A 23,721-nucleotide genomic window follows, 5' to 3' on the forward strand; every position below is an offset into this window, starting at 1 on the left:
CACTAACGCTCCTGGTTGTAGGTGCTATCAGGGCTGAAGCCCTGGCCATTCGTGTCACTGCTTGCGGTGCGTCCCCGCTGGACGCCGCGGCGCAGGTTGCTCAGCCTGCCCCGTACGTCCTCGGGGTCGCGGGAGACCTGGGGGCCGCCCTGTGGAGTCTGTTCCGCGGTGCCCTCGACCAGGTTGGCCTTGGGCACCCGCCGCGGGAGCCCGGACGAGGTGACCCCGCCCGCCTTCGGCTCCTTGAGGCGCTCGGCCCGCTGCCAGCGCTCGTCGTTGGACGAGCGCCAGTCCTCGTCGCCGCTGCCGCCGGCCGCGTTCCGGCTCTCGTCCACGGCGTCCGCGGGGGCGCTTCCGTTGCCGCCGGGAGCGGTGGAACCGCGGCGCGGGAGGCCCGCGTCGGTCATCTCGTGGACGGTGGACGGGACCGGACCGGGACGGTCGAAGCCTACGCGTTCCGCCTCGTCCGCGGGGGCCACCGGTACAGATTCCGGTTGCGGAGCGTACTCGCCCTGATAGGCGTCCTGGTAACCGTCCTGGGTGGGCCAGTCGTCCTGCTGGGACCGCTCCGGATAGCTGACCTGCTGGTCCTGGTAGCCGTCCTGCGCCGGGTAGTACTGCTGCTCGTTTCCGTACGCCTGCTGACCCTGGTCGTAACCGGCCCCCTGGTCGTACGCCGACTGCTGCTGGTCGTACCCGTGCTGGTCGTATCCCGGAGCGTGCGCACCCTGGCCGTACCCGCCCTGCTGCGGGAACTGCTGCGGCTGGGAACCCGGTTCGACCTCGTCGCGGAAGAGCGGACGGTGGCCGCCGTGCTGATGGGTCCCGTCCTGGTGGGCCTGCGCCTCGAGCGCCGCGCGGCGCTCCTCGCGCATCAACGAGCGGCCGACCGGGTCGAGTTCGTGCTGCCCCTCGCCGCCGTCACCGTGGTAGCGGGTGTCGTCGAAGCCCAGTTCGGCGGCGGTGCGCAGCGGCTCGGGCGCGAGCGCCTGCTGCTCGGGGATGATCGAGGAGACGGTGAACTCGGGGTCCTGCGCGTGGTGCTCGCCACCGCCACCGTGCGTGATCCCGTCCGGCAGCATGACCAGCGAGGTGGTGCCCGCCTGCTCGCCCGAGGGCCGCAGCTGGACACGGATGCCGTGCCGGTCGGACAGCCGGCCGACCACGAACAGGCCCATGCGCTGCGAGATCGCGGCGTCCACGGTCGGCGGGTTGGCCAGCTTGTGGTTGATGTCCGCGAAGTCCTCGGCGGTCAGGCCGATGCCCTTGTCGTGGATCTCGACCATGACGCGGCCGTCGGGCAGGCGGGTCGCGGTGACGCGGACCTTGGTCTGCGGCGAGGAGAACGTGGTGGCGTTCTCCAGGAGCTCGGCGAGCAGGTGCACGAGGTCGGTCACGGCCAGGCCGTGGATCTCGGCCTCCGGTACGCCGGACAGCTCGATGCGCTCGTACTGTTCCACCTCGGAGGAGGCGGCGCGCAGCACGTCGACCAGCGGGACCGGCTGGTCCCAGCGGCGGCCCGGTTCCTCGCCGGAGAGGACCAGGAGGTTCTCGCCGTTGCGGCGCATGCGGGTCGCCAGGTGGTCCAGGCGGAAGAGGCTCTCCAGCTGGTCCGGGTCGGCCTCGTTGTTCTCCAGGTCGGTGATGAGGGTCAGCTGGCCCTCGATCAGCGACTGGTTGCGGCGCGAGAGGTTGGTGAAGATGGCGTTGATGTTGCCGCGCAGCAGGGCCTGCTCGGCGGCGAGCCTGACCGCCTCGCGGTGCACCTGGTCGAAGGCGCGTGCGACCTCGCCGATCTCGTCGGTGGACGTGATCGGGATGGGCTGGACGCGGGTGTCCACGCGGCCCGGGTCGGTGCGCGAGAGCTGGTCGACCAGCATCGGCAGGCGCTGCTCGGCGATGCCGAAGGCGGCGGTGCGCAGCTGGCGCATCGAGCGGGACATCTGGCGGGCCATGAGCCCGGCGAGGATGAAGGCGGCAAGGAGTGCGAGCACCACGACGGCACCGGAGATGTACGCGTCGCGCTGGGCTCCGGCCGCGATGTCGGACGCCTCGTCCACGGCCTTGTCGGCGAGGTCGGACTCGATGGTGCGGTACGCGTCGAACTTGGCGGTGGTCGTCGCCCACCAGGCCTCACGCGTGATGCCGTCACCGGCCAGCTCGACCCGGGCGCTGGGCTGCGTGCTCGCCAGGTTGGCGAGGGCGGCGACCATCTTCTCCTGCGTCGGCGGCGGGACGAAGGCCTTGCCCTGCGACTTCGCGGCGGCCGCGGCCTCCTTGGCCTGCTTCTCGCCGGCGGCCGTCAGCTCCTTCTTGGCGTCCTCCAGCTTGGCGACGTCCTCGGGGGTGCCGCCGCCGGTGTACTCCTCGATGGCGATGCGCTCCAGGTAGGCGTACGAGGAGAGCGAGGTGCGCTGCAGCGTGAGTGAGCCGGTGCCGGGGCCCGGCTTGACCAGCAGGTGCGTGCCGATGGAGCGCTCCAGGGAGAGCGCCGCCTTGGAGAGCGAGATGGCGTAGACCGTGCGGCCGTAGCTGGTGATGTTGCCGGTGCCCAGACCGAGTTCGTTGGCGAACTCCATCAAGGGGTGCTGGATGGCGACGTAACCCTCTTCGGTCTTCACGCCGCTGAGCTTGGTGGTGTACGCGGCCTGCCGCAGGGCGGCGAGCTTCGGCTCCACCTTGTGGAAGCCGTCGAGGCGGCGGTTGAGGCCTTCCTTGTCCGGCATCTTCTCGGCGGCCGCGTCGAACTCGCGGGCCGCGCTGTCGGTGGCCTTGCGGGCCTTGAGCACGGCCGGATCGTTGCGGTCGCCCTTGAGCAGCGGGGCGGCGGTGATGTCGCGCTCTTCGATGAGGCGGTTGCCGTAGTTCAGCGACGCCCGCACCAGGCGGGCGGTGTTCTCGGCGTCCTGGGCTTCGTGCCAGGTGTCGATGGAGCCCTTGACCTGGAAGCCGCCCATGACGAGGCCGACGAGCACGGGTATGAGCAGGATCGCGTTCAGCCGGGTCGGCACCCGCCAGTTGCGCGGGGACATCCGTCCGCCGGAGGGAGCCAGGGGCTCGTTGCCGGGTGCGGCCGCGTCAACAGGGGACGCCGCTGTGCGCGGCGGCGGGGTGAAGTTGCCCCGCGCGTCCCCGGTGGGGGGTGCCGCGGGGCTCGGCTTGCTTCGCCTCACTCGACCAACAACCTCTCGGCGGCGGCACTCACGTCGTGCCGCTGTCGTCTCCAAGGCCCGTGCTACTGGGCAGTTCAGCGCATTCCAGCACGTCAGGGGCCGCTCTTCCAAACAGTCGGAAGCGGAAGTTCCAAGTGGTGTAAGCCTCAGATAAATCGGTCAAAAAGAGCGAGCCCCGCCAAAAGGCGGGGCTCTTGTGCGCGCAGCGACACCAGATGACCGCGATGTGTGGCGGTCACCTGGCAATTCTCTGTCGAAACGTTATGAACACGGCGGGCGGCCGTGTCAAAGGACACAGGCCGCTCCGTGTGGGCTACGACAACTGCCGTATGGCTCTTCCTACTTGAGACGTGCCATGAGTGCGTGCTCGACCAGCGTGATCAAGCCACTCTTTGCGTCCGCACGGTGTCGCGCGTCGGTGGTGATGATCGGCGTACCCGGTCCGATCTGGAGCGCCTCGCGCACCTCGTCGGGGGTGTAGGGCTGGTGGCCGTCGAAGCCGTTGAGGGCGATGACGAACGGCAGCCCGCTGTTCTCGAAGTAGTCGACGGCGGGGAAGCAGTCGGCGAGACGGCGGGTGTCCACGAGCACGACCGCGCCGATGGCACCGCGCACGAGGTCGTCCCACATGAACCAGAACCGGTCCTGACCCGGCGTACCGAAGAGGTACAGGATCAGGTCCTGGTCCAGCGTGATGCGGCCGAAGTCCATGGCGACGGTGGTCGTCGTCTTGTCCCCGGTGTGGGTGAGGTCGTCGATGCCCGCGGAGGCGGACGTCATGACGGCCTCGGTGCGCAGCGGGTTGATCTCGGAAACCGCCCCGACGAACGTGGTCTTGCCCACGCCGAAGCCGCCCGCCACCACGATCTTCGCGCTGGTGGTGGAGCGGGTCGCTCCGTCGCTAGAGCTTGCGAAGTCCACTGAGCACCCTTTCGAGCAGTGTCACGTCAGGCTGGCCACCGGCGTTCTCGTCGCCGCCGGGCTGGTGAATGGCGACGAGCCCGGCCTCCGCCAGGTCCGCCACGAGGATCCGGGCCACACCGAGCGGCATCGACAGGAGCGCCGAGACCTCGGCCACCGACTTGACCTCACGGCACAGGTGGCAGATCCGCTGGTGCTCGGGGAGCAGCCCCATCAGCTGGGCCGGGTCGGCCGTGGTGCTCACCAGCGCCTCGATGGCGAGCTGGTAGCGGGGCCTGGTCCGGCCGCCGGTCATCGCGTAGGGACGCACCAGCGGCTGGTCGCCCTCCATTCCGTACGAAGCGTCCCCGTACGGGTTGTGAGAGGCGGTGGGCGGGGTCATGGATCCTCCGGGCGGGACAGCAGGTCATCTGCGTGTGCCGTCTGACAGAGCCGGTGGGGGCAGTGTGGCGGCCGGACGGTTGGTCAGTACGTTCGGTCGGTGGGGCGGCCGAAGGGGCAAGGCTTCGGAGCTAGTGGAGCAGGCTGCCCTGCAACTCGGCGCGGAGATCCGGGGTCAGGACGGCACCCGCGCGGTCGACGAGCAGCGCCATCTCGTACCCGACGAGGCCGATGTCGCACTCGGGGTGCGCGAGCACCGCGAGGGACGAGCCGTCGGAGACCGACATGATGAAGAGGAACCCCCGCTCCATCTCCACCACGGTCTGCGTGACGGTGCCGCCCTCGAAGATCCGGGAGGCCCCGGCGGTCAGCGAGGTCAGACCGGAGGCGACCGCGGCGAGCTGGTCGGCCCGGTCCCGCGGGAACCCTACGGACATCGCCAGAAGGAGGCCGTCGGCGGAGACCACGACCGTGTGGGACACCCCGGGGGTGTTGTCCACGAAGTTGGTGATCAACCAGTTCAGATTCTGTGCCGCCTGGCTCATCGGACTCAACTAACGCTCCTGCTGGTGAGTGGGGCGAGGGAAACTGCCGGTCTGGCCGGTGCCGGCCTGGCGACCCTGCTGAATGCCCCGACGGAGATTCGTCAGCCGGCCGCGTACGTCGTCGGGCGCACGCGAGACCTGCGGACCTGTGCTGTCCTGCTGCTGCTGAGCCGTGCCCGCGACCAGATTGGCCCGCGGGACGCGGCGCGGCAGACCGGATGTGGTGACGCCGCCCGCGGAGGGCTGCCTGACGCGCTCGGCCTGACGGCCCAGCTCGTCGTTGGGCGAGCTGCGCCAGTTGCCGGGCATACCGGCGCCGTTGGTGCCGGTCGCGTTCCCGGTGTTCCCCGCGTCGCCGGTGTTCGCCGTCGTCCCGGAGCCCGCGGAGCTCGCGGAGTTACCGCCGAAGCCGTTGAACCCGCCGCTGCCGCCTGAGGTCGGAGCGGACGGCGCGGCCGCCGGGTCCTGACGCTGGGGGCGCGAGGGCAGCGGACGCTGCGGGGCCTGGCGGCGCGGCGGCTCGGGAGCGAGGCCGCCACCCTGCACGCCGCCGAACAGGTCCTGACCCTGGCCCTGGCTCTGACCCTGACCCTGGCTCTGACCCTGGTTGCCCTGGCCCTGGTTGCCCTGCTCCTGGCGTCCGTGGTCCGCCCTGCCCTGATCCTGCTGCGGGGCCTGCTGGTTCTGCGCGGCCTGCTGCTGCTGGAACCAGTTGGTCTCCAGCGTGTCGTACAGCGGCGTACGACCGCCGCCGGAGGTGGGCTGGTTCAGCAGGTCCTGCTGGCTGAGCGGGTCGCTGAGCGGGTCCGGCCGGCTCTGCGGGGCCTGCTGACCCTGCTGGTTCTGCTGCTCCTGCTGCCGGTCCTGGTGCTGGCCGGGCTGCTGCGACGAGGTCTGCGGCTGCTGGGGTATGCCCTGGTTCGGCTGGCCCGGCTGACCTTGCTGGCCCTGACGCTCCTGCTGACCCTGCTGGTTCGGGTCGCCCTGGCCGCGGCGGGGGGCAGGCGGACGCGGCACGGTGTAGTCGGGCATCTCGCGGCCGCCGTGCGGAGCCTGGGCGTTGCCCTGGTCCTGCGGCCTGCTCTGCGGAGTCTCCTGCTGCGGCCCGCCGAAGACGTCCGAGCGGACGAAGGGGCCGCTGCCGGAGCCCGCACCGGGACCCTGCACACCGGCACCGCTGGTGTCCTGCGGCGCCGACGTACCCGGCGGCGGTCCGTCGAAGTCCGGGCGCGCGAACTGCGCGGTGGAGCCCGGACCCTGGAGGTCGTCGGTCGCGGCGGGCTGGGGGAACTGGCCCGTGGAGTCGTGCTCCTCGTGACCGCGCGGGGTGTCGAACGGCTCGCGCGCCACCTGCGGCTGCGCGTTCTCGTCGCTCCAGCTGGGCACGCGCGGCTGCGGGTTGCCGCCGGGCAGCTCGGCGCGCGGACCTTCCCCGAGCTCGCGGCTCCGCTCGACCAGGGGAGGCCCCACTCGCGGCGGCAGCTGCGGCCGACGGCCCTGGTCGCCCGGCTCGTTGATGGCGTTCGTGCGCTGCTGCGGCACCGGGGGCTGCGGAGCGCCCGAGTCACCGCGGCCGCCCTGCTGCCCGAAGGCACCGGCGCCCGCACCGGAGCGGTCGCCCTGCTGCGGCTGGCCCGGGAGTCCGGACTGCTGCTGGCCCTGCGGAGCCGACGGCGGACGCTGTCCCGAGTCCCGCGAAGGCAGCGCGGCGCGCGGACCCGAGCCCGCCACCTGGCCGCGCGGCGCACCGGCGCCGAGCAGGCCGGGACCGCCCTGGCCACCCGCGCCCGGACCACCGCGGCCGGGAGCGCCGGGCAGGCCGGGGGCGTTGTTGCCGGCGCCGACACCGCGTCGCGCGGCGGCAGCGCCCGCGGCGGCCTGGGCCGCGGCGGGACCACCGGTCGGCGCGGGCGCGCCGGGCACCTTCTTGCCGCCCTGGGCGACGTCGACGGGCAGCATGACGAGCGCCGTCGTACCGCCGGAGTCGGACGGGCGCAGCTGGATGCGGATGCCGTGGCGCTGCGAGAGGCGGCCGACCACGAACAGACCCATGCGGCGGGAGACCGAGACGTCCACGGTGGGCGGCGAAGCGAGCCGCTCGTTGATCGCGGCGAGGTCCTCGGGGGAGAGGCCGATGCCGGTGTCGTGGATCTCGATGAGGACGCGGCCGTCGGGCAGCGCGTGACCGGTGACCTTGACCTTGGTCTGCGGCGAGGAGAACGAGGTCGCGTTCTCCAGGAGCTCGGCGAGCAGGTGCACGAGGTCGTTGACCACGCGTCCCGCGACCTCGGTGGAGGGTACGGCGGAGAGCTCGATGCGCTCGTACTGCTCCACCTCGGAGGCGGCGGCACGGAGCACGTCGACGAGCGGGACGGGCCTGGTCCACCGGCGGCCGGGCTCTTCACCGGCGAGCACGAGGAGGTTCTCGCCGTTACGGCGCATGCGGGTCGCGAGGTGGTCGAGCTTGAAGAGCGAGGACAGCTGGTCCGGGTCGGCCTCGCGCGACTCCAGCTCGGAGATGAGCGAGAGCTGACGCTGGATGAGGCCCTGGGAACGGCGCGAGAGGTTGGTGAACATCGCGTTGACGTTGCCCCGCAGGAGGGCCTGCTCGGCGGCGAGGCGGACGGCCTCGCGGTGCACGTCGTCGAAGGCCGCGGCCACCTGGCCGATCTCGTCCCTGGAGTGCACGCCGACGGACTCGACGGAGGTGTCGACGTCCTGCGGGTCCGACTCGGAGAGCTGCTTGACCAGCTCGGGCAGGCGGTCCTGGGCGACCTTGGTGGCGGTGTCCTGGAGCCGGCGCAGCGAGCGGATCATGGACCGGGCCACGACGAAGGCGCCGACGAGCGAGACGCCGAGCACGAGCAGGATCAGCGCACCGTTGAGGATGGCCGCCTGCTCCGCCTCGTTGCGCAGCTCGCGGGCCTTCTGCTCCATCTCGCCGAGCAGCGTGAGCTCGATCTTCGACATCGCGTCGATCTTGGTGGTGTCGTTGTCGACCCAGTCCTTGTACGACCGCTTGTCCTGGAGCCTGATGCCGCCTTCCTGCTCGAGGACGCGCTTGGCGTACTCGTTGGCGGCCTTGGTGCCGGGGTTGCCGCCGTCGATCGGCTGGGTCAGCTCGTCGGCGTTGCCCACGTAGATCTTGCTGAACGTCTGGAGCTCCGCGCGCTCCTTTTCGTTGGCGCTGAGGCCGAAGGTGCGGTCGGTCTCGGAGATCTTGCCGTAGTCGTCGTCGTTCGCGGGCAGCGCCGCGGCGATGATCGCGCGCTGTACGGACGCGTACTCCTTGGCCGAGGAGAAGGCGGCCAGGGCGCGGGTGCGCTGGATCATGTCCGGGTTGCTGGTCGCCTGCGCCATGTCCTGCGAAAGGGCGAGCAGCTGCTCGACGAGCTGGCTGTAGGCCTCGACGGTCTGCGAGGTGGAGGCCTTGTCGGCGTAGGCGTCCTTGCGGACCTTGTTGATGCCCTGGAGCTGCTGGGTGATCTGGACCGCGCTGTGCCGGACGCCGAGAAGGCCCTTCTCGCCGTCGGTGTCGTTCAGGTCCTGGGTGCCCTGGAGGAAGTTCCGGTAGACGCGGTCGGTCTTGTCGCGCGCGCCCTTGACCGTGTAGTCGGTGGCCTTCGCGCCGTGCGCGAGGGGGCCCGCCGACTTGTCGCGCTCCTCCTGGAGCGCCGCGGCCAGCTCGGTGGCCTGCTTGGTCATGTCGGTCAGCAGCTTCATGTTGTCGAGCTGCTGGATCTCGTCCATGGACGAGTTGATGCGGAGCGCGCCGAGCGAGGTCGCGGTGATCACGGGGAGCGCGAGCAGCGAGACGAGGCGGGTGGAGATGCGCCAGTTGCGCAGGGCTATTCGGGAGCCGGGGCCGCTGGGCGTCTTGGCGCCGGAACCCTTGCCCTTGGCCGGGGCGGCCGCCGGGCCGGTGCCCGTGGTCCCCTGGCGCGCGGCGCCGAGGCCGCTGTCACCGGGCGCACCCGGGCCGGAGTTCGGAGCGTGCTGGGGCGAGGAGCCGCGGTCGGTCCCGCGCTCCGGCTCCGCCGAAGCATCCCCTCGGCCGCGGTCGGCCTGGGGAGACCCCTTGCCATCCCTCTTGAAACGTCCCTGCACTAGCGTCGCAACCTCTGGACCAGGCGTCCCTCCGCGTAACGGCGGGACGGTGTCGGCGTCGTGGGGCGCGCGGCGCCCCATGGGTGGTCGTGAGTGACCGGCGCTGCTCCCCCTTCCCGCCGCCACTCGGCGCTGCGTTGCGCCCCTGCGCGCCGGTTCGATCCCGCGGCGGTCCCGGGAATTCCAGCACAGTGCAGGATCTCCAACAAGGCCCGTGTGTCGCGCCGCGACCTACGTGACACGGCGTGAGTGAGGTGTCACGAGATGTAGAAAATGATCTAGGGGAAATCGGGCGCATCCCCCCAAAGCCGCTGGGGGCAAGGGGTGTCCCAGTCTTCATGATCAGGAGCGGAATGGTGGCTTCAGTGGCGCAATGTCCGTTTCCAAGTGGTCGCGGGAGAGGGTGAATTGACCTTTTTGCCCGCTCGCTCGTGAGCAAACTCACACGAAGATCATGGCCTCATCCGGACTTTGGCCGGGAATTGGATGTTTAGCCTGACGCTTTACAGGGATGGCGAATCCGACAAGCCGCGTCCTTCGTGCGACGCCCCAACCGACAAGGTCCGAACCCCAGATGAAGACTGTGCAGTCGACGATGTTCCGCAACATAGCCAACCCGCGCCGCACCACTCTCGCGCACCTCACGGACGCCGACGAGGTCCAGGCCGCGGCCGACCGCCCGGAACACGCCGTGGAACTCCCGACCCAGACCGCGAACCCCAAGCGGACGGTCCTGATGGTGGCGCCGGAGCCGGGGACCCCTGTGGCGGGTTGACAAGGGGAGGCCCGGGGGTCGTGCCGAGTTAGCCTGGAGCGTCAGACTCCACCCCATCCCAGCAAGGGGCAAACGCTCACGTGCGCATCGCCAGGTTCTCCATCGACGGCAATGTCGCTTTCGGCGCGGTCGAGGGCGACAAGCCCGACGAACTCGTCGTCGACATCATCAAGGGCAGTCCGTACGTCGCCGACTTCGAGCTCAGCGGTGTCAAGGTCCCGCTGAGCAAGGTCCGGCTGCTGCCGCCGGTCATCGGACACAAGATCGTGGCCTTCGGCCGCAACTACGCGGAGCACGCCAAGGAGCTCGGCAGCGACGTCCCCGACGTCCCGTTCGCCTTCTTCAAGCCCGCGACCTCGATGATCGGCTCCGGCGACGCCATCACGTACCCCTCGTTCTCCGAGGAAGTGCACCACGAGGCCGAGCTGGCCGTGGTCATCGGCCGCATGTGCCGCGAGGTCCCCCGCGAGCGGGTCAAGGACGTGATCTTCGGCTACACCTGCGCCAACGACGTCACCGCGCGTGACGTCCAGCGCCGCGAGAAGCAGTGGGCGCGCGCCAAGGGCTTCGACAGCGCCTGCCCGCTCGGCCCCTGGGTGGAGACGGACATCGACCTGGCCGCGGCCAACGACCTCACGATCCAGTGCACGGTCAACGGCCAGCAGCGCCAGCTCGGCCGCACCAGCGAGATGGTCCACGACATCGAGGACCTGATCGTGAACATCACCGAGGCCATGACGCTGCTCCCGGGCGACGTCATCCTCACGGGCACCCCGGCAGGGGTCGGCCCCCTCAACGTCGGCGACGAGGTCGCCGTCACCATCGAAGGCATCGGCACTCTCACCAACAAGGTGATCAAGCGTGGCTAACGCGAACGTCCGCGTACGTTTCTGTCCCTCGCCGACCGGCAACCCCCACGTGGGCCTGGTCCGCACCGCCCTCTTCAACTGGGCCTACGCCCGGCACAACGAGGGCTCCCTGGTCTTCCGCATCGAGGACACCGACGCGGCTCGCGACTCCGAGGAGTCCTACGAGCAGCTCCTGGACTCGATGCGCTGGCTGGGCTTCGACTGGGACGAGGGCCCCGAGGTCGGCGGACCGCACGCGCCGTACCGCCAGTCGCAGCGCATGGACATCTACCAGGACGTCGCCGAGAAGCTCATCGCCGCCGGCAACGCCTACCCGTGCTACTGCACCACCGAGGAGCTGGACACCCGCCGCGAGGCCGCCCGCGCCGCCGGTAAGCCCTCCGGTTACGACGGCCACTGCCGCGACCTCACCGCCGAGCAGAAGCAGGCGTACGAGGCCGAGGGCCGCAGCCACATCGTCCGCTTCCGGATGCCCGACGAGGCCACCACCTTCGTCGACCTGGTCCGCGGCGAGATCACCGTCCAGGCGGAGAACGTCACCGACTACGGCATCGTGCGCGCCAACGGCGCCCCGCTGTACACCCTGGTGAACCCGGTCGACGACGCCCTGATGGAGATCACCCACGTCCTGCGCGGCGAGGACCTGCTCTCCTCCACGCCCCGCCAGATCGCCCTCTACAAGGCGCTGATCGAGCTCGGCATCGCCAAGACGATCCCCGAGTTCGGCCACCTCCCGTACGTCATGGGCGAGGGCAACAAGAAGCTGAGCAAGCGCGACCCCCAGGCCTCGCTCAACCTCTACAGGGAGCGCGGTTTCCTCCCGGAGGGCCTGCTCAACTACCTCTCCCTGCTCGGCTGGTCGTTCTCCGCCGACCAGGACGTCTTCACGATCCCGGAGATGGTCGGCAAGTTCGACCTCGCGGACGTGAACGCGAACCCGGCCCGCTTCGACCTGAAGAAGGCCGAGGCGATCAACGCCGACCACATCCGCATGCTGGACGTGAAGGCCTTCGCCGAGGCCTGCGCGCCCTGGCTGACGGCCCCGCACGCCAACTGGGCCCCCGAGCAGTTCGACGAGGCCGCCTGGCAGGCCATCGCGCCGCACGCGCAGACCCGCCTCAAGGTCCTCTCCGAGATCACGGACAACGTGGACTTCCTGTTCCTCGCGGAGCCGGTCTTCGACGAGCCGAGCTGGACCAAGGCCATGAAGGAGGGCTCCGACGCCCTCCTGCGCACGGCCCGCGCCAAGCTGGAGGCGGCCGACTGGACGTCTCCGGAGTCCCTCAAGGAGGCCGTCCTGGCCGCCGGCGAGGAGCACGGCCTCAAGCTCGGCAAGGCCCAGGCCCCGGTCCGCGTCGCCGTCACCGGACGCACGGTCGGCCTGCCCCTGTTCGAGTCCCTGGAGATCCTGGGCAAGGACAAGACCCTGACCCGCATCGACGCGGCCCTGGCGAAGCTCACCGCCTGATCCGCACCGCCTGATCCGCCCCGCACGAGACGAAGGGCCCGGAAGCCGAGACGGCTCCCGGGCCCTTCGCCTACCGTCGGCCGTATGCCGATCCAAGCCGTGGTCTGGGACATCGACGACACCCTCTTCGACTACGCGCGCGCCGACGCCGTCGGCATGCGGGCGCACCTGACCGCCGAAGGCCTCCTGGAGCGTTACGCCTCCGCCGAGCGGGCCCTGTCCCTCTGGAAGGCCATCACCGAGCGCCACTGGGCCCGCTTCGGCGCGGGGGAGACGGACTTCCAGGAGCAGCGCCGCGACCGGGTGCGGGACTTCCTCGACGCCCCGGCGCTCACCGGCCCCGACGCCGACGCCTGGTTCGCCCGTTACGTGGGTCACTACGAGTCGGCCTGGTCGCTCTTCCCCGACACCGTCCCCGCCCTGGACGCGCTCGCCGACGACTACCGCCACGCGGTCCTCTCCAACTCCGCCCTGTCCGTCCAGGACCGCAAACTGCGCGTCCTCGGCGTCCGCGACCGCTTCGAGGCCGTCCTGTGCGCCGCCGACCTCGGCGTCTCCAAGCCGGCGGCCGAGGCGTTCCTCGCGGTCTGTACGGCGCTGGGGCTCGACCCCGCCGATGTCGCCTACGTCGGCGACCAGCCGGAGATCGACGCGAGGGGCGCCAGGGACGCGGGCCTCCTCGGGATCTGGCTCGACCGCAACGGCGCGGCGGAGGAAGGCCCGTCGGGGGTGCACCGCATCACGCGCCTCTCCGAGCTCCCCGCGATCCTGCGTGCGGATACCCGTTTTGGAGCGCCGTCCACCTTCGGGTAATGTTCTTCCTGCGCCGCCCGAGAGGGCCGAAAGGTCCGGCCGGGAAGCGCACATCAAACAAAACCCCCGCAAGGGGTTGCGTTTTGATGGCCTATGGTGTAATTGGCAGCACGACGGTTTCTGGTTCCGTTAGTCTAGGTTCGAGTCCTGGTAGGCCAGCTCGCAGAGCTCATCTGCAACCGTGGATCTCATCCACAAGGCCCCCGTTGTGTAGCGGCCTAGCACGCCGCCCTCTCAAGGCGGTAGCGCCGGTTCGAATCCGGTCGGGGGTACAGATCCTTCCCGCGGGGACAGATCGGGTCGCACCCACTGTTTCTGATGCAGGATCGCTAGGGCCCCCGTTGTGTAGCGGCCTAGCACGCCGCCCTCTCAAGGCGGTAGCGCCGGTTCGAATCCGGTCGGGGGTACTGTCGGTACTAGACCTGGTCTAGACCACATTGGGCTATGGTGTAATTGGCAGCACGACGGTTTCTGGTTCCGTTAGTTTAGGTTCGAGTCCTGGTAGCCCAGCTGGATCTGGTGGCAACACGAGATCCGCGCCCCCGTTGTGTAGCGGCCTAGCACGCCGCCCTCTCAAGGCGGTAGCGCCGGTTCGAATCCGGTCGGGGGTACAGAGCAGCACCGAAGGGCCTTCCCATGAGGGAGGGCCCTTCGTCGTGTGTGCCGTCCTCTCGGGGCGGGCCCTCGTGGGGCGGGTCCTGTCGGGGCGGCGTCCATCACTCCTCCCGGCCCGAACCGCCCTCCCCGTAGCGGCGGTTGGACTCCTCCGCCTGGGCGATGCGGCGCAGGCTCAGGAGTACCGGCTCGTACAACACCGTGAGGGCGACGGCCGCCTCCAGCTGCCGGTCGGGGGAGTCGTACCGCTCGATCAAGTCCAGATCGGCGACGGCCAGTTGATGGCCCGAGCGGGCGTAGGGCGCCAAGTCGTCGACGGCGCACGGATATCCGAGCCGGGCGAGGGTGGCCACCGCGGTCGCCAGCATCCGGTAGGCGGGTGACTCCGCCCCGTACTCCTGCGCGTTGCGCCAGCCGAGATCGGTGAGCAGCGCGTCGACCGTGCGGTGTGCCTCCTGCGCGGCCTCGTCGTCCTCGGGGGACTCCGGGCCGTGGGGCAGGGCCCACACGGCCGTGCCCAGGCGGGAGTTGTGGTCCAGCGAGTCGTCCTCAAGGGCGGTCAGGACCTCGCGCGCCGAAGCGATCGGCACGCGGCCCACCTGGATCAGCGCCCGCACGAGCCGGAGCCGCTGCACGTGCGACGCGTCGTACTCGGCCTGTGTCGCGCTCACGCGGCGGCCCGGCGGCAGCAGCCCTTCGCGCAAGTAGTACTTGATCGTGGCCGCGGGGACCCCGGTGTGCCGGCTCAGCTCCGCCAGTCTCATCGCTTCGCGCCTCCCTCTTGCGCCGCCCTTTGGAGAGTGGCACTATCCAATCATGGATAGCGGAACTATCCAATGTTCGGCCAGGGCTCTACCAAGGGGGAACCGTCATGAGCAGCAAGCCGATCGAAGGGCGCATGACCGCCGACGCGCAGGACGGCGTGGTGGTCTTCCACATCGGGATGCGCATCAACAACTTCCGTGCCGTCCGCAGCTGGTGGCCCGTCTTCCGCGCGATGCCGCGCATGCTCAAGGAGCTGTCCAAGGACCGCGAGATCGGCATGCTGGGCTACCAGTTGCTGTTCGGCGGCACGCGCCTGGTGTACGTCGTCCAGTACTGGGAGTCGCAGGAGAAGCTGCTGGCCTACGCCGCCGCGCGGGACAAGGAGCACAGGCCCGCGTGGTCCGCCTTCAACCGGCGCATCCGGGAGGGCAAGGGCAAGGTCGGCTTCTGGCACGAGACGTTCGTCGTGCGGGCCGGGGCGCATGAGGCCGTGTACGTCAACATGCCGGAGTTCGGCCTGGGCGCGGCCACCGGCGTGATTCCGGTGGGCAGGCGCGGGGATCGCGCCGCCGATCGCCTCAAGGTGGCGTGAGAGCGGCCTGGGGGCGGCCTGGCGTTGCCGCGAGGGGCTCGCGGGGAGCGAGGCCTCAACGGCGAGTGGTCTCAAGGGCGAGCGGGGGCTCGGCGGGGGAGTGTGGAGGAACGGGGGAGCGTGCGGGGAAGGGGCGCCGCGGCGTTGAGGCGGCCCCTCCCCGTGCTCCCGTACGTCAGGAGGAGCGGCGCAGGGCCTCGGAGAGGCGTCCCGCCGCGTCGATGACCGCCTGGGCGTGCATGCGGCCCGGGTGGCGGGTCAGGCGCTCGATCGGTCCGGAGACCGAGACGGCCGCGACCACGCGGTTCGAGGGCCCGCGCACCGGCGCGGAGACCGACGCGACGCCCGGCTCGCGCTCGCCGATCGACTGGGCCCAGCCCCTGCGGCGTACGCCGGAGAGGGCGGTGGCCGTGAAACGGGCGCCCTGGAGGCCGCGGTGCAGGCGCTCCGGCTCCTCCCAGGCCATCAGGATCTGGGCCGACGAGCCCGCCTTCATGGTGAGCGTGGAGCCCACCGGGACCGTGTCCCGCAGGCCCGAGAGGCGCTCCGCCGCGGCGACGCAGATGCGCATGTCGCCCTGGCGGCGGTAGAGCTGCGCGCTCTCGCCCGTCACGTCACGCAGATGCGTGAGGACCGGGCCCGCGGTCGCGAGGAGGCGGTCCTCGCCCGCCGCGGCGGCCAGTTCGGCCAGGCGCGGGCCGAGGATGAAACGGCCCTGCATGTCCCGCGCCACCATCCGGTGGTGTTCCAGTGCCACGGCCAGTCGGTGGGCCGTGGGTCGTGCGAGCCCGGTGGCCGCGACCAGTCCTGCGAGGGTGGCCGGACCGGACTCCAGAGCGCCCAAGACAAGGGCTGCCTTGTCGAGGACGCCGACGCCGCTAGAGTTGTCCATGCGTCGATACTCGCGTCTCACTCTGTGAAACGCAAGTTCAAATTTCCGTGGAACGCGCCACTCTGTACGAGCGATCCGCGGACCAACGGATTTCGCGGCCGACGTGCGGCACGAGGGGTACGCGCGTCGGCGAACAGATTCTCTAGTTGGGCCGGCGATGCGGCCGGTCGGAGGGAAAGCGATGGGTAGGACACTCGCGGAGAAGGTCTGGGACGACCACGTCGTCCGGCGCGCCGAGGGCGAGCCCGACCTCCTCTACATCGATCTGCACCTGCTGCACGAGGTGACCAGCCCCCAGGCCTTCGACGGCCTCCGGCAGGCCGGCCGGCCGGTGCGGCGGCTCGACCTCACCATCGCGACCGAGGATCACAACACCCCGACCCTCGACATCGACAAGCCCATCGCCGACCCGGTCTCGCGCGCCCAGCTGGAGACGCTGCGCAAGAACTGCGCCGAGTTCGGGGTGCGCCTGCACCCGCTCGGCGACGTCGAGCAGGGCGTCGTCCACGTGGTGGGACCGCAGCTCGGACTGACCCAGCCCGGCACCACGGTGGTCTGCGGCGACTCGCACACCTCCACGCACGGTGCCTTCGGTGCCCTGGCGTTCGGCATCGGCACCTCCCAGGTCGAGCACGTGCTCGCCACCCAGACTCTGCCCATGGCCCGCCCGAAGACCATGGCCATCACGGTCGACGGCGAACTGCCCGAGGGCGTCACGGCCAAGGACCTGATCCTCGCCATCATCGCGAAGATCGGCACCGGCGGCGGCCAGGGCTACGTCCTGGAGTACCGCGGCCGAGCCATCGAGAAGCTCTCGATGGAGGCCCGGATGACCATCTGCAACATGTCGATCGAGGCCGGCGCCCGCGCGGGCATGATCGCCCCGGACGAGACCACGTTCGACTACATCGAGGGCCGCGCCCACGCCCCGCAGGGCGAGGACTGGGACGCCGCCGTGGCGTACTGGAAGACCCTGCGCACCGATGACGACGCGGTCTTCGACGCCGAGGTCTACATCGACGCCGCCTCGCTGGCGCCGTTCGTCACCTGGGGCACCAACCCCGGCCAGGGAGCGCCCCTTTCGGCGAGCGTCCCCGACCCGGCTTCGTACGAAGACGCTTCGGAGCGCTACGCCGCCGAAAAGGCCCTGGAGTACATGGGGTTGACCGCGGGGCAGCCGCTGCGCGACATCAAGGTCGACACCGTCTTCGTAGGTTCCTGCACCAACGGCCGCATCGAGGACCTGCGGGCGGCGGCCGCCGTCGTCGAGGGCCGCAAAGTCGCCGACGGCGTACGGATGCTGGTCGTCCCCGGCTCGGTCCGGGTCGCCCTCCAGGCCATGGACGAGGGCCTGGACAAGGTCTTCACCGCCGCAGGGGCCGAATGGCGGCACGCGGGCTGCTCGATGTGCCTGGGCATGAACCCCGACCAACTGGCCCCCGGCGAGCGCTCGGCGTCCACCTCCAACCGCAACTTCGAAGGCAGGCAGGGCAAGGGCGGCCGCACCCATCTGGTCTCCCCGCAGGTCGCCGCCGCCACCGCGGTCACCGGCCATCTGGCCGCGCCCGCCGATCTGTCCGACGCCCCCGTGACCGCCGGAGTCTGAGAACCATGGAAGCTTTCACCACGCACACCGGCCGGGCCGTACCGCTGCGCCGCAGCAACGTCGACACCGACCAGATCATCCCCGCCCACTGGCTCAAGAAGGTCACCAGGGACGGCTTCGAGGACGGGCTCTTCGAGGCCTGGCGCAAAGACGGCGAGTTCGTCCTGAACCGCCCCGAGCGCCAGGGCGCCACGGTCCTGGTCGCCGGCCCCGACTTCGGTACGGGTTCCTCGCGCGAGCACGCCGTGTGGGCGCTGCAGAACTACGGCTTCAAGGCCGTCATCTCGGCCCGCTTCGCCGACATCTTCCGGGGCAACTCGCTGAAGAACGGCCTGCTCACCGTGGTGCTCGACCAGCAGGTCGTGGACGCGCTCTGGGAGCTCACGGAGAACGACCCGCAGGCCGAGATCACCGTGGACCTGGAGGACCGCCAGGTCCGCGCGCAGGGCATCACGGCGGACTTCGAACTCGACGAGAACGCCCGCTGGCGGCTCCTGAACGGCCTCGACGACATCAGCATCACGCTGCAGAACGAGCCCGACATCGCCTCGTACGAGACCGGGCGACCCTCCTACAAGCCCCGGACCGTGCAGGTCTGACATCCCGCAACACCCCCGTGTACCCCCAATCGTGGACGGTTGGGGGTACATCTGTGTGCGCCGCCCGAGGGGTTCCCGATGACCTGAATGGGTGGTCTCAACTCCCTTGTCCTTGAAGGAAGAAGAGGCTTGAAATCCCCTTGTACTCGGCCTGACCGGGTACCCTCAGGAGAGCGCCGGAGGGCGGTAGTTACCCCCTGCGGAGGCGACAACTCGCCCTAGATGGCACAATCGGTGCATGGGACGTGACAGCCAACTCGAGCTCTACGGGCTCGTCGCGGACCAACTGAAGGAAGCGCACTCACGGGTGCGTGCACTGCAAGTCCCGGAGGGCGTACGGATGGCGCTGACCCGGAAGCTGCTGGTCATTACGGCCGCGGCCAAACACGATCTCGCCGATGCGGCAAGGCGTCTGGAGCGATTGATGGCGTCCCTCGACGAAGCTGACGAGGGCCGATTCCCCGAAGACGGCTGAGCCGCAAGCCTCAACATGCCTTCGAGGAACTCCGAGATGGTCTAGTTCGTTGCGGCACAAGGGTGATTAGCCCGTTTCGTGTTTGATTTGCGGTATATATCTGCCTAACGTGCGAAAAAGCCGGAGTATTTCGCTCCCGGCAATGTCTCCGAAGGGGAAGACGTGAACAAGGCGCAGCTCGTAGAAGCGATTGCCGACAAGGTTGGCGGCCGTCAGCAGGCCGCCGACGCCGTGGACGCGGTCCTGGACGCCGTCGTCCGTGCCGTGGTCAGCGGCGACCGCGTTTCGGTCACGGGCTTCGGCTCGTTCGAGAAGGTCGACCGCCCGGCCCGCTACGCCCGCAACCCGCAGACCGGGGAGCGCGTGCGAGTCAAGAAGACCTCGGTTCCGCGGTTCCGCGCGGGTCAGGGCTTCAAGGACCTGGTGAGCGGCTCGAAGAAGCTCCCGAAGAACGACGTCGCGGTCAAGAAGGCCCCCAAGGGCAGCCTGACCGGCGGTGCTTCGGCGACCGTCAAGAAGGCCGCGGCCAAGAAGGCCACCGCCAAGAAGGCGACGGCGACGAAGGCCACGGCGGCGAAGAAGACCACCGCCAAGAAGACCACCGCCAAGAAGGCCACGGCGACGACGAAGAAGGCGGCCGCCAAGAAGGCCACCGCCAAGAAGGCCACGGCGACGAAGGCCACGGCCAAGAAGGCCACGGCCAAGAAGACCACCGCCAAGAAGGCCGCGCCCGCCGCCAAGAAGGCCACCGCCAAGAAGACGGCGCCCGCCAAGAAGGCCACGGCCAAGAAGGCGCCCGCCAAGAAGTCGACGGCGCGCAAGACGACCGCCAAGAAGGCCACGGCCCGCAAGAAGTAAGGGCACCGAGGGCACTCACGCGCCGGGCCGGACTCCCACGGGGGAGCCCGGCCCGCGTCGTGTGTTCAGGCCCGGGTGGTCAGCGGGGACCGGTGTTCGGAAGGCGCCCCGGCCTTCAGCGGGACCCGGTGTTCAGAAGGTCTGCAGCGTCACCAGGGTGATGCGGCGCTCCGCGCCCTCGCCGTCGACCTCGATCCGCACGCGCTGGCCGGGCCGCAGCAGCCGCAGCCCGCCCGCGTCGAACGCGGGGGCCCCGAAGGGCACCGGGGTGCCGTCGTCGAGCAGCACGCTGCCGCTGCGGGTCTCGGAGTCGTACGTGTACGCGGTCGCCTGCATGGGGGCAGCGTACTCAGTCCGCGATGAGCAGCCGGGCCGCGGCCGCCGCGGTGCGCGGTCCGACGCCGAGCGCGAGTGCGGCCCGCAGGTCGTCGCCGGTGTCCACGTCCTGGCGTACGGAATCGACGCCGTCGAGCGCGAGTTCCACGGCACCGGAAGCCGTGTGCCGGGCGCGGGACGCGGTGCCGAATACCGGGCGCAATTCCGTTCCCGCCGCCGCGCAGAGCAGTGTGGTGCCGATTCCGGCGGCATCGGGCAGGAAAGCCCGGGGGAATGGGGCGGCGCCGTCGAGTACCCGGGCCAATTCCAGGGGGCGCAGCGCGGGCAGATCGGCGTTCAGGGCCGCGACGGCGACGTCGGGCCGTCCTGCGCGGACGGCCGCCGTTCCGTGCCGCAGAGCGGCGTTGAGGCCCTCTCCCGGCACGTCGGGGACGATCCGCGCGCCCAGTGCCGCCAGCTCACGGCCCGCCAGGGCGTCGTCCGTGACGACCGCCACATCCCGCACCGCGGGGCAGGCCGCGGCCGCGGCCACGGTGTCCTGCGCGAACGCCAGGGCGAGACCCGGTCGCAGGCCGTCGCCGGCGGTCGCCGCGAGCCTGCTCTTGGCGCGCGCCAACGGCTTCAGGGGTATGACCAGGGTCCACTGCACGGGCGCTCCGTCCTTCGCGTCGCGCCCATTGTGACCTGCTGGCCCGTCATGAACGTGAGGCCCGTGGAAGGCGCCTCTTTGGGCGACTGCTTATAGGGGCGGTGGTGGGAGACGGGAAAAGGGGGGGCGTCGTGCAGCGACTCCTTACAGGGGCGGTGGTGGGAGACGGGTGGGCGTACGGTGTTCTCGACAGACAGGCAGCCTGGGGCGACACTTGTGCGGCCGACCAGGTTCATGGAGGAAGGTGTCCGCGTGTCCCGCCGCAGAATCGGCTTCTGGTACCGCCTTGCGGCGGTCATCGCAAAACCGCCGCTGGTGGTTCTGTTCAAGCGGGACTGGCGTGGAATGGAACACATTCCGGCCGACGGCGGATTCATCACGGCGGTGAATCACAACTCCCATATCGACCCGTTCTCGTACGCGCACTTCCAGTACAACACCGGACGGGTGCCGCGTTTCCTGGCAAAGGACGGCCTTTTCAAGGGCGGGTTTGTCGCGAAGGTCATGAAGGGCACGGGCCAGATCCCGGTCTACCGCGAGACCACGAACGCGCTCGACGCGTTCCGCGCCGCGGTCGACGCCATCGAGCGCGGCGAGTGCGTCGCCTTCTACCCCGAGGGCACCCTCACCAGGGACCCCGACCTGTGGCCGATGACCGCCAAGTCCGGTGCCGCGCGGGTCGCCCTGAGGACCAAGTGCCCGGTGATTCCCGTCGCGCAGTGGGGCGCCAACCTCGCCCTGCCGCCGTACAGCAAGAAGCCTTCCTTCTTCCCCCGCAAGACCCTTCAGGTGAAGGCCGGGGCACCCGTCGACCTGTCGCGCTTCTACGACAAGGAGCCGACCGTCGAGGTGCTGCGCGAGGTGACCGAGACCATCATGGCCGCGATCACCGAACTCCTTGAGGAGGTCAGGGGCGAGAAGGCCCCCGAGACGCCCTACGACCCGCGCAGGGCGCGGCTGGAGCAACGACGCAAGGCCGCGGGCGACAGCGCGCCGCGGAGCACCGCAGAGAGCACCCCGGAGGACAGCAAGTGACGAACCCCGTGAACTCGGCAGGTCCTGTGAAGGCCGCCGTCTTCGGAACGGGCTCCTGGGGTACGGCCTTCGGCATGGTGCTCGCCGACGCGGGGTGCGACGTCACCCTGTGGGGCCGTCGCGCCGAACTCGCCGACGCGGTCAACTCCACCCGCACCAACCCCGACTACCTCCCCGGTGTCGAGCTCCCGGAGAACCTCAGGGCGACCACCGACCCGGCCGAGGCCGCCGCCGGCGCCGACTTCACGGTGCTCGCCGTGCCCTCGCAGACGCTGCGCCAGAACCTCGCCGCGTGGGCGCCGCTGCTCGCCCCCGACACCGTCCTCGTCTCGCTCATGAAGGGCGTCGAGCTCGGTTCCGCGATGCGGATGAGCGAGGTCGTCGAGGACGTCACGAAGGTCCCGGGGGACCGGGTGGCCGTCGTCACCGGGCCCAACCTGGCCCGTGAGATCGCCGCACGGCAGCCCGCGGCCGCCGTGGTGGCCTGCCGGGACGAGGCGGTCGCCCAGCGCCTTCAGACGGCCTGCCACACCCCGTACTTCCGCCCGTACACCAACACCGACGTGGTCGGCTGCGAGCTCGGCGGTGCCGTCAAGAACGTCATCGGCCTCGCCGTCGGCATCGCGGACGGCATGGGCCTGGGCGACAACGCCAAGGGCTCGCTCATCACCCGCGGCCTCGCCGAGACCACCCGGCTCGGCCTCGCCATGGGCGCGGACCCGCTGACGTTCTCCGGACTCGCGGGCCTGGGCGACCTCGTGGCGACCTGTTCGTCGCCGCTCTCGCGCAACCACACCTTCGGCACCAACCTCGGCAAGGGCATGACCCTGGAGGAGACCATCGCGGTCACCAGGCAGACCGCGGAGGGCGTCAAGTCCTGCGAGTCGGTGCTTGATCTGGCCCGCAGGCACGGCGTCGACATGCCGATCACGGAGACCGTCGTGGGCATCGTGCACGAGGGCACCCCGCCGATGGTGGCCCTCAAGGAGCTCATGTCGCGCAGTGCCAAGCCCGAGCGTCGCTGACTGTTTTTGGGACAGCGGGTACTCTCGACGCGATATGAGCAGCGAGAACCTCCCCCAGAGCCCTGAGCAGAGTCCCGAGTCGAGCTCTGAGCGGCCGCTCCGCAAGCCGCGCGTGGCCGTCGTGTTCGGCGGCCGCAGCTCGGAGCACGGCATCTCCGTGGTCACGGCGGGCGCCGTGCTGAGCGCGATCGACCGTGCCAAGTACGACGTGCTGCCGATCGGCATCACCACGGACGGCCGTTGGGCGCTGACCGCCGACGAGCCCGAGCGGATGGCCATCGCCGACCGCCGGATGCCCAACGTGGCCGACCTGTCCGACTCCGTGGACGGCGGCGTCGTCCTGCCGCTGGCCCCCGGCGACCGCGAGGTCGTCTACAGCGAGCCGGGCTCCGTGCCCAAGGCGCTCGGTGAGGTCGACGTCGTCTTCCCGATGCTGCACGGCCCCTACGGAGAGGACGGCACCCTCCAGGGGCTGCTCGAACTCTCCGGAGTGCCCTACGTCGGCTCCGGAGTCCTCGCCTCGGCCGTCGGCCAGGACAAGGACTACATGAAGCGGGTGTTCACCTCCTTCGGCCTCGACGTCGGCCCCTACCTGGTGATCCGTCCGCGCGAGTGGCAGCGGGACGAGGCCGGTGCCCGCCGGCGCATCGCGGACTTCGCGGGCGAGCACGGCTGGCCGCTGTTCATCAAGCCCGCGCGCGCGGGCTCCTCGATCGGCATCACGAAGGTCGACTCCTTCGACGGCCTGGACGAGGCGATCGCCGAGGCGCAGCTGCACGACCCGAAGATCCTCGTCGAGGCGCTGCTGCGCGGCCGCGAGATCGAGTGCGGCGTCCTGGAGTTCGAGGACGGGCCGCGCGCGAGCGTCCCCGCCGAGATCCCCCCGGTGCAGACGCACGACTACTACGACTTCGAGGCGAAGTACATCGACTCGACGCCCGGCATCGTGCCCGCCCCGCTGACGCCCGAGGAGACCGCCGAGATCCAGCGGCTCGCGGTCGAGGCGTTCGACGCGGCGTCCTGCGAGGGCCTGGTGCGCGCGGACTTCTTCCTCACCGAGGACGGCCGGTTCGTGATCAACGAGATCAACACGATGCCGGGCTTCACGCCCATCTCGATGTACCCGCAGATGTGGGAGAAGAGCGGCGTCGGCTACGAAGAGCTGGTGGACCGCCTCATCCAGGCGGCGCTCAAGCGCTCGACGGGCCTGCGCTGAGGCGCT

21 protein-coding genes and 5 tRNA genes are annotated in these 23,721 nt (G+C 70.3%); 17 read left to right on the forward strand and 9 right to left on the reverse strand.

Annotated elements, in window-relative coordinates:
* Positions 1–2: 2 nt before the first annotated feature.
* From ACIO9J_RS10070 to ACIO9J_RS10090, 5 genes are all read right to left on the reverse strand, one after another.
* Positions 3–3,173 carry a nitrate- and nitrite sensing domain-containing protein gene (locus ACIO9J_RS10070; protein ID WP_401995377.1) on the reverse strand — a complete coding sequence of 1,057 codons (3,171 nt, stop codon included), beginning with the start codon at positions 3,171–3,173 and terminating at the stop codon, positions 3–5.
* A gap of 339 nt (positions 3,174–3,512) precedes the next feature.
* Positions 3,513–4,094 carry a GTP-binding protein gene (locus ACIO9J_RS10075; RefSeq protein ID WP_401995380.1) on the reverse strand — a complete coding sequence of 194 codons (582 nt, stop codon included), beginning with the start codon at positions 4,092–4,094 and terminating at the stop codon, positions 3,513–3,515.
* The gene (locus ACIO9J_RS10080; protein ID WP_055564453.1) at positions 4,075–4,476 is read right to left on the reverse strand and encodes a DUF742 domain-containing protein; all 402 of its coding nucleotides are present in this window, start codon (positions 4,474–4,476) and stop codon (positions 4,075–4,077) included. Before ACIO9J_RS10080 ends, ACIO9J_RS10075 begins: the two co-directional genes overlap by 20 nt.
* 130 nt (positions 4,477–4,606) lie before the next feature.
* Entirely contained in the window at positions 4,607–5,020 is a 414-nt protein-coding gene (locus tag ACIO9J_RS10085) for a roadblock/LC7 domain-containing protein (RefSeq protein ID WP_401995960.1), read from the reverse strand.
* A gap of 9 nt (positions 5,021–5,029) precedes the next feature.
* Positions 5,030–9,127, reverse strand: a complete 4,098-nt coding sequence (locus ACIO9J_RS10090; RefSeq protein ID WP_401995383.1) for a nitrate- and nitrite sensing domain-containing protein — start codon at positions 9,125–9,127, stop codon at positions 5,030–5,032.
* Between the two features lie 574 nt (positions 9,128–9,701).
* On the opposite strand from ACIO9J_RS10090, the gene ACIO9J_RS10095 reads away from it, so the two are divergent.
* The 9 genes from ACIO9J_RS10095 to ACIO9J_RS10135 all read left to right on the forward strand — a co-directional run bounded on the left by ACIO9J_RS10095 (position 9,702) and on the right by ACIO9J_RS10135 (position 13,663).
* Positions 9,702–9,902, forward strand: a complete 201-nt coding sequence (locus ACIO9J_RS10095; protein WP_401995386.1) for a hypothetical protein — start codon at positions 9,702–9,704, stop codon at positions 9,900–9,902.
* An 80-nt stretch (positions 9,903–9,982) separates the two neighbouring features.
* Positions 9,983–10,771 carry a fumarylacetoacetate hydrolase family protein gene (locus ACIO9J_RS10100; protein ID WP_401995388.1) on the forward strand — a complete coding sequence of 263 codons (789 nt, stop codon included), beginning with the start codon at positions 9,983–9,985 and terminating at the stop codon, positions 10,769–10,771.
* Positions 10,764–12,239: a glutamate--tRNA ligase gene (gene gltX, locus ACIO9J_RS10105; protein ID WP_401995391.1), complete on the forward strand. Its 1,476-nt coding sequence runs from the start codon at positions 10,764–10,766 to the stop codon at positions 12,237–12,239. The genes ACIO9J_RS10100 and gltX overlap by 8 nt, the downstream gene beginning before the upstream one ends.
* Positions 12,240–12,323: 84 nt before the next feature.
* A complete protein-coding gene (locus tag ACIO9J_RS10110; RefSeq protein ID WP_401995394.1) occupies positions 12,324–13,052 on the forward strand; it encodes an HAD family hydrolase in 729 nt (242 codons plus the stop codon).
* A gap of 87 nt (positions 13,053–13,139) precedes the next feature.
* Positions 13,140–13,211 (forward strand) — tRNA-Gln (locus ACIO9J_RS10115).
* A gap of 40 nt (positions 13,212–13,251) precedes the next feature.
* A tRNA-Glu gene (locus ACIO9J_RS10120) sits at positions 13,252–13,324 on the forward strand.
* A gap of 62 nt (positions 13,325–13,386) precedes the next feature.
* A tRNA-Glu gene (locus tag ACIO9J_RS10125) sits at positions 13,387–13,459 on the forward strand.
* Positions 13,460–13,490: 31 nt separating this feature from the next.
* Positions 13,491–13,562 (forward strand) — tRNA-Gln (locus tag ACIO9J_RS10130).
* Between the two features lie 28 nt (positions 13,563–13,590).
* Positions 13,591–13,663: transfer RNA gene (locus tag ACIO9J_RS10135), tRNA-Glu, on the forward strand.
* Positions 13,664–13,768: 105 nt separating this feature from the next.
* Here the strand turns inward: ACIO9J_RS10135 and ACIO9J_RS10140 are convergent.
* The gene (locus tag ACIO9J_RS10140; protein WP_401995397.1) at positions 13,769–14,431 is read right to left on the reverse strand and encodes a MerR family transcriptional regulator; all 663 of its coding nucleotides are present in this window, start codon (positions 14,429–14,431) and stop codon (positions 13,769–13,771) included.
* Between the two features lie 107 nt (positions 14,432–14,538).
* Between ACIO9J_RS10140 and ACIO9J_RS10145 the strand changes: the two genes are divergently transcribed.
* Positions 14,539–15,024: a DUF4188 domain-containing protein gene (locus ACIO9J_RS10145; protein WP_401995400.1), complete on the forward strand. Its 486-nt coding sequence runs from the start codon at positions 14,539–14,541 to the stop codon at positions 15,022–15,024.
* 175 nt (positions 15,025–15,199) lie between these two features.
* On the opposite strand, the gene ndgR is transcribed toward ACIO9J_RS10145, so the two are convergent.
* Entirely contained in the window at positions 15,200–15,916 is a 717-nt protein-coding gene (gene ndgR / locus ACIO9J_RS10150; RefSeq protein WP_401995402.1) for an IclR family transcriptional regulator NdgR, read from the reverse strand.
* A 181-nt stretch (positions 15,917–16,097) separates the two neighbouring features.
* Here ndgR and leuC point away from each other — a divergent pair, with 181 nt between their 5' ends.
* From leuC to ACIO9J_RS10170, 4 genes are all read left to right on the forward strand, one after another.
* The gene (leuC, locus tag ACIO9J_RS10155; RefSeq protein WP_401995404.1) at positions 16,098–17,522 is read left to right on the forward strand and encodes a 3-isopropylmalate dehydratase large subunit; all 1,425 of its coding nucleotides are present in this window, start codon (positions 16,098–16,100) and stop codon (positions 17,520–17,522) included.
* 5 nt (positions 17,523–17,527) lie between these two features.
* Entirely contained in the window at positions 17,528–18,121 is a 594-nt protein-coding gene (leuD, locus tag ACIO9J_RS10160) for a 3-isopropylmalate dehydratase small subunit (protein ID WP_401995406.1), read from the forward strand.
* Positions 18,122–18,359: 238 nt separating this feature from the next.
* Positions 18,360–18,596, forward strand: a complete 237-nt coding sequence (locus tag ACIO9J_RS10165; RefSeq protein WP_401995409.1) for a hypothetical protein — start codon at positions 18,360–18,362, stop codon at positions 18,594–18,596.
* 162 nt (positions 18,597–18,758) lie between these two features.
* The gene (locus ACIO9J_RS10170; protein WP_401995412.1) at positions 18,759–19,454 is read left to right on the forward strand and encodes an HU family DNA-binding protein; all 696 of its coding nucleotides are present in this window, start codon (positions 18,759–18,761) and stop codon (positions 19,452–19,454) included.
* A gap of 132 nt (positions 19,455–19,586) precedes the next feature.
* Here ACIO9J_RS10170 and ACIO9J_RS10175 read toward each other — a convergent pair whose 3' ends face one another.
* On the reverse strand, positions 19,587–19,790 hold the full coding sequence (locus ACIO9J_RS10175; RefSeq protein WP_401995415.1) for a hypothetical protein: 204 nt from the start codon (positions 19,788–19,790) through the stop codon (positions 19,587–19,589).
* A 13-nt stretch (positions 19,791–19,803) separates the two neighbouring features.
* Positions 19,804–20,439 (reverse strand): 2-phospho-L-lactate guanylyltransferase, encoded by a 636-nt coding sequence (cofC, locus tag ACIO9J_RS10180; protein ID WP_401995418.1) that lies wholly within the window; start codon positions 20,437–20,439, stop codon positions 19,804–19,806.
* A gap of 252 nt (positions 20,440–20,691) precedes the next feature.
* On the opposite strand from cofC, the gene ACIO9J_RS10185 reads away from it, so the two are divergent.
* From ACIO9J_RS10185 to ACIO9J_RS10195, 3 genes are all read left to right on the forward strand, one after another.
* Positions 20,692–21,474, forward strand: coding sequence for a lysophospholipid acyltransferase family protein (locus tag ACIO9J_RS10185; protein WP_401995420.1), 783 nt, complete (start codon positions 20,692–20,694; stop codon positions 21,472–21,474).
* A gap of 74 nt (positions 21,475–21,548) precedes the next feature.
* Entirely contained in the window at positions 21,549–22,499 is a 951-nt protein-coding gene (locus ACIO9J_RS10190) for an NAD(P)H-dependent glycerol-3-phosphate dehydrogenase (protein WP_401995963.1), read from the forward strand.
* Positions 22,500–22,533: 34 nt separating this feature from the next.
* On the forward strand, positions 22,534–23,715 hold the full coding sequence (locus tag ACIO9J_RS10195; protein ID WP_401995423.1) for a D-alanine--D-alanine ligase family protein: 1,182 nt from the start codon (positions 22,534–22,536) through the stop codon (positions 23,713–23,715).
* Positions 23,716–23,721 lie beyond the last annotated feature (6 nt).

Source organism: Streptomyces sp. NPDC087300 (assembly GCF_044744425.1).
GTDB lineage: Bacteria > Actinomycetota > Actinomycetes > Streptomycetales > Streptomycetaceae > Streptomyces.